Annotated in this window: 4 protein-coding genes and 1 pseudogene; all 5 read left to right on the plus strand. The window is 71.2% G+C overall.

Annotated elements, in window-relative coordinates:
* Positions 1–313, plus strand: a pseudogene (locus COGEMETH_RS03265) (UDP-N-acetylmuramate dehydrogenase); the annotation flags it as partial.
* Between the two features lie 200 nt (positions 314–513).
* Positions 514–1,437, plus strand: a complete 924-nt coding sequence (locus COGEMETH_RS03270) for a D-alanine--D-alanine ligase (RefSeq protein ID WP_238181197.1) — start codon at positions 514–516, stop codon at positions 1,435–1,437.
* Entirely contained in the window at positions 1,404–2,336 is a 933-nt protein-coding gene (locus COGEMETH_RS03275) for a cell division protein FtsQ/DivIB (protein WP_238181198.1), read from the plus strand. Before COGEMETH_RS03270 ends, COGEMETH_RS03275 begins: the two co-directional genes overlap by 34 nt.
* A 59-nt stretch (positions 2,337–2,395) precedes the next feature.
* Positions 2,396–3,718, plus strand: coding sequence for a cell division protein FtsA (ftsA, locus tag COGEMETH_RS03280; protein ID WP_238181199.1), 1,323 nt, complete (start codon positions 2,396–2,398; stop codon positions 3,716–3,718).
* 99 nt (positions 3,719–3,817) lie between these two features.
* Entirely contained in the window at positions 3,818–5,545 is a 1,728-nt protein-coding gene (ftsZ, locus tag COGEMETH_RS03285; RefSeq protein ID WP_238181200.1) for a cell division protein FtsZ, read from the plus strand.
* Positions 5,546–5,922 lie beyond the last annotated feature (377 nt).

The raw sequence follows: 5,922 nt of genomic DNA on the forward strand, positions 1-5,922 counted from the left end.
GCGGATGGGCTGGGCCGCCCGCGAGGCGGCCCAGCCCATCCGCGAGCGCACCGGCGGCTCGACCTTCAAGAATCCCGACGGCGGCAAGGCCTGGCAGCTGATCGACGCCGCCGGATGCCGCGGCCTGACCCGTGGCGGCGCGCAGGTCAGCGCGATGCACTGCAACTTCCTGATCAACCGCGCGGGCGCCACAGCCGCCGACATCGAGGGCCTGGGCGAAGAGGTCCGGCGGCGGGTGCGCGAGCATTCCGGCTACGACCTGCATTGGGAGATCAAGCGGATCGGCGTCGACGCGGCGGCCGTCAGCCGATAAGCGGTCCGGCGGATGAGGAAGTCTATGCCGACCCCTGAAGCCGCCGCCTCGTATACCGCGCCACCGACCGACGCCCGGCACGGGCCTTTCCCTCTTCCCTCTGCGGGAGAGGGCGGCCCACCGAAGGGGCTTTGGCCCACATCCGCTTAAGGGTCGGCGCTGCTCGTGCCCTGCCCTGAACACTCTGCAGGAGCCAACCCATGCCCAAGCACGTCGCCGTCCTGATGGGGGGCACCTCCTCCGAGCGCGAGGTTTCGCTGAATTCCGGCGCGGCCTGCGCCCAGGCCCTGGAAGGGGAGGGGTTCCGCGTTACCCGGCTCGACATCGGCCCGGACGTGGCGACGGTGCTCGCGGACCTGCGGCCCGACGTGGCCTTCAACGCCCTGCACGGGCCGGCGGGCGAGGACGGCACCATCCAGGGCCTGCTCGAAATCCTGAAGATTCCCTACACCCATTCCGGCGTGCTCGCCTCGGCGCTGGCGATGCACAAGGAGCGGGCCAAGGTGGTGATGGCGGCAGCCGGCGTCAGCGTTCCGGAGGGCCGCGTCGTCAACCGTCATGATGCGGCAAAGTCACACCCGCTGCCGCCGCCTTACGTCCTCAAGCCGATCGCCGAAGGCTCCTCGGTGGGCGTCATCATCGTGCGCGACGGGCGCTCGCATCCGCCCCAGATCCTGTCCTCGCAGGAATGGGTCTACGGCGAGGAAATCCTTGCGGAATCCTACGTCGCGGGGCGCGAGCTGACCTGCGCCGTGATGGGCGACCGGGCGCTCGGCGTGATCGAGATCAAGGCCGCCTCGGGGGGGTGGTACGACTACGACGCCAAGTACGCGCCGGGGGGGTCCATCCACGTGCTGCCGGCCGATCTTAAACCAAATGTTTACCAGCGTGTCCAAGAGTTGTCGTTAACGGCGCATCAAGCACTGGGCTGCCGGGGCGTCAGCCGTGCGGACCTTCGTTACGACGACACACCGGGTGGAACCGGTGCCCTCGTCGTCCTCGAGGTCAACACGCAACCCGGTATGACCCAGACCAGCCTTGTGCCGGAGATGGCAGCCCATGCGGGCTTCAATTTCGGTGGGCTCGTCCGATGGATGGTGGAGGACGCTTCTCTGGGCCGCTGAGCCCCGCCGATCACGGCCTTGCCGCGCGCCTCGCGCAGCGGCTGCCGCGTTTCCTGCGCCGCTCCGGCCCCGGCCGCCGCCCGCGGCCGAGCCTTCCCATCGCGCAGCGCCTGCCGCGCGGTCTCGGCGCCGTCGGCCTCGCGGGCTCCTTCGCCGCCCTGGCCCTGACCGGCTTCGTCGCCAGCGGGCGCTACGACGCTTTCGTGGCCGAGCAGGGCCGACCCTTCGACATCCTGGCACGCGTCGCCGGCTTCGGCGTCGAGCGCGTCACCATCTCCGGCATCTCGCGGATGTACGAACGCGAGGTGCTGGCGGCCGCCGGGATCGACTGGCGTACCTCCGTGCCCTTCCTCGACGTGGTCGAGGTCCGCGAGCGCCTTCTGCGGGTGCCGCTGATCGCCTCGGCCTCCGTGCGCAAGATCTATCCCAACGAGATCGTCATCAACCAGGTCGAGCGCGAGCCCGCCGCCCTCTGGCAGAGGAACGGCGAGATCAGCGTCATCGCCGCCGACGGCACCGTGATCGACACCATGCGGGACGACCGCTACGCCAGCCTGCCCCTCGTGGTGGGCGAGGACGCCAACACCCGCCTCGGCGAGTACCTCGCCCTGATCGCCTCGGCCGGCGCCCTGGCCGAGCGCGTGAAGGCCGGCACCTACGTCTCCGGTCGGCGCTGGACCCTTAAGCTCGACGGCGTCGACGTGCGCCTGCCCGAGGCAGACCCCGCCGCGGCGCTGGCCCGCCTCGTGGCGTTGGAGCGCACCGGGCGCATCCTGGAGAAGGACATCATCGCGGTGGACCTGCGCATGCCCGACCGTGTGGTCGTCCGCCTGACCGAGGAAGCCGCCGCCGCCCGCGCAGAGGCGCAGAAGAAGACGAAGAAGGGGGCCGCGACGTGACCGTGCGCCCCGCTTCCTTCCACCCCCTCTGCCCCGCCCAGTCCCACCGGTAGCGTTCGATGCATTCCCAACACGGTCTGACGCCCCGCCTGAAGCCGCTCTCGGCCCGCCGCAGCACTACGCTGTCGGTGCTGGACATCGGTACGAGCAAGGTCGTCTGCCTGATCGCCGAACTGCAGCCGGCCGAGGCGCTCTCGACGCTGAAGGGCCGCACGCACCTGGCCCGCATCATCGGTATCGGCCACCAGCGCTCGCTGGGCCTGAAGGGCGGCGCCATCGTCGACCTCGAAGCCGCCGAGGGTGCGATCCGCCAAGCGGTCCATGCCGCCGAGCGGATGGCCAAGGTCGAGGTCCAGTCCGTCATCGTCAACATGAGCGGCGGGCGGCTCTCCTCGCAGCACTTCCAGGCGCGGGTGAACGTCCGCACCGGCACCGTCACCGGCTCCGACGTGGAGCGCGTGCTGGAAACCGCGAGCGCCCACGGCGTCAGCCCCGGCCGGGCCGTGCTGCACGCGCTGCCCACCGGCTACGCCCTCGACGGACAAGGCGCGGTGATCGACCCCTCCGGCATGATCGGCGAGGCCCTGGGCGTCGACCTGCACGTCGTCACCACGGAGGCGGCCGCCGCCCGCAACGTCATGCTCGCGGTCGAGCATTGCCACCTCGGCGTCGAGGCGGTGATCGCCACCCCCTACGCCGCCGGGCTCTCGGCGCTGGTCGACGACGAGGCCGAGATGGGCGTCTGCGTCGTGGACATGGGCGGCGGCACCACCAGCGTCGGCGTGTTCTCCGGCGGCCACCTCGTCCACACGGACGCGATCGCGGTCGGCGGGCATCACGTCACGATGGACATCGCCCGCGGCCTGTCCACCCGGGTCGCGGCGGCCGAGCGGCTCAAGACCCTCTACGGGTCGGCCATCGCCACCCCGTCCGACGAGCGCGACATGATCGCCGTGCACGGCGTCGGCGAGGACGAGTCGGACACGCCGAGCCACGTGCCGCGCTCGCAACTGGTGCGGATCATCAAGCCGCGGGTCGAGGAGGTGGTCGAACTGGTGCGCGACCGCCTGCGCAACGCGGGCTTCGCCGCCCAGGCCGGGCGCCGCGTGGTGCTCACGGGCGGCGCGAGCCAGCTCGTCGGCCTGCCCGAGGTCGCCCGCCGGGTGATGCAGGGCCAGGTCCGGATCGGGCGCCCGCTCGGCATCCGCGGCCTGCCTGAGGCGGCCAAGGGGCCCGCCTTCTCGGCCGCCGTCGGGCTGCTGGTCTACCCGCAGGTGGCGCATGCGGAGCATTTCGAGCCGCGGGGGCAGGGCGCCTTCGCCGGCACGGGAACGGACGGATATATCTCGCGGGTCGGACGCTGGATTCGCGAGAGTTTCTAGGGGTTTGGCCGCACGTCCGGAAGGGCGGCGCGGTTTCGGAAAGACGATCCGGCGCGCGGGCGCCGCACATGAAACGAAAGTGACGAGAGGCTCGACACCATGGCCATTTCCCTCCAGGCGCCGGACATCCGCGAACTCAAGCCCCGCATCACCGTCTTCGGTGTCGGCGGTGCGGGCGGCAACGCCGTCAACAACATGATCGAGTCGGGGCTGCTCGGCTGCGAATTCGTCGTCGCCAACACCGACGCGCAGGCGCTGACCTCCTCCAAGGCCGAGCGCGTGATCCAGATGGGGCTGGGCGTGACGCAGGGGCTCGGGGCCGGCTCGCATCCCGAGGTGGGCTCGGCGGCGGCCGACGAGGTGATCGACGAAATCCGCGACCAGCTCTCCGGCGCGCACATGTGCTTCATCACCGCCGGCATGGGCGGCGGCACCGGCACGGGCGCGGCCCCCGTCATCGCCCGCGCGGCCCGTGACATGGGCATCCTCACGGTCGGCGTCGTGACCAAGCCCTTCCAGTTCGAGGGACTGCGGCGCATGCGCACCGCCGAATCGGGCATCCAGGAGCTTCAGGCTGCCGTCGACACCCTGATCGTGATCCCGAACCAGAACCTGTTCCGGGTCGCCAACGAGAAGACCACCTTCGCCGACGCCTTCGCCATGGCCGACCAGGTGCTCTATTCGGGCGTGGCCTGCATCACCGACCTGATGGTCAAGGAAGGCCTGATCAACCTCGACTTCGCCGACGTGCGCGCGATCATGCGCGGCATGGGCAAGGCGATGATGGGCACCGGCGAGGCCTCGGGCGAGAAGCGCGCCAGCCGCGCGGCGGAAGCGGCCATCGCCAACCCGCTGCTGGACGACGTCTCGATGAAGGGGGCCCGCGGCCTGCTGATCTCGATCACCGGCGGCTCGGACCTGACCCTCTACGAGCTGGACGAGGCCGCCACCCGCATTCGCGAGGAGGTGGACCAGGAGGCCAACATCATCCTGGGCGCCACCTTCGACGAGAGCCTCGACGGCATCATCCGCGTCTCGGTGGTCGCAACCGGCATCGAGCCGGCGCTGATCTCGGCCAACTCCCCCAACAACCGGGAGATCGCCGAGACCGAGCAGCGCATCGCCGAGGTCGCCGAGCGCCTGCGCTCCGAGGCCCGCTCGCGCGCCCAAGGTTCGTCGGCCGCCTTCGCTCAGGCGGCCCAGGCCCCCGCGCAGGCGCCGGCCGCTCCGGCCCCGCGTCCCGCCATGGTCGAGGCGCCGCAGGTGCCCGAGCTCCGGATCGAGGCCCCCGCGCCGGTCCTGCGCGACGACGTGATGCTGACCCACGCCCAGCCGCGGGCCGCCGCCCCGTTCGTCCCGGCCCCCGCACCCGTGTACCAGCCCGAGACCGCCGCGCATCACCAGGCCGGTGCCTTCGTGCCGCCGCGTCCGGCCGCACCGGTCGCGCCGCCGCTCGCCCGCGCCCCGCGGATGCCGCAGATCCACGAGCTTCCGGCCATCGCCCAGAACCAGATCATGGCGAGCCGCGGCCCGGAGGGTCTGGAGCCGCAGGGCGACGCGAAGCGCACGTCCCTGCTGCGGCGCCTGGCCAGCGTCGGCTTCGGCGGTCGCCGCGACGAGGCGGAGGCCGCCGCTCCGGCCCCCCGCTCCCAGGCCGTCCAGGCGCCGGTGCCCCAGGCTCCCCGCGCCCCGGCGCCCCCCGCAGCGCCGGCCTACCGCCCGGCCCAGGGCAACCTCGACGCGCAGGGCCGCATCGCGCCGCAGCCCCGCATGATGGACGACGACCAGTTGGAGATCCCGGCCTTCCTGCGCCGGCAGGCCAACTGATCCGACCTGCGACCGAGACGACGGGGGCTGCTCCTGCCGCCTCCGAGCCTGCCGGTCCGAAGGGGCCGGCAGGCTCCCGCATGTGCGGAAGCGGGCCTCAAGCGGCCCCGTGGTGCATCCGTGCCACAGAACCGCCCCGCTTTTGTCGATCTGTTAACCAATGCTTAACACATTGATTCCGCAGGAAATTCGCTCTGTCTGGAATCAAGCGTATCTGTAACAGAGCGTAAGAATCCGTGATTTGGCCGGCCTGTGCGGTGCAGCTATAAAAATCCCGGAACGACGAACGCGCGGCGGTTTTCGGACTGACTGCGTGCGCAGGGGCTTCAAGCAGCGGACGGATCGGACGGCATCGCCACCCGGCTTTTGCAGGGTGG

This window comes from Methylobacterium trifolii (genome assembly GCF_022179685.1).
GTDB classification, from domain to species: domain Bacteria; phylum Pseudomonadota; class Alphaproteobacteria; order Rhizobiales; family Beijerinckiaceae; genus Methylobacterium; species Methylobacterium trifolii.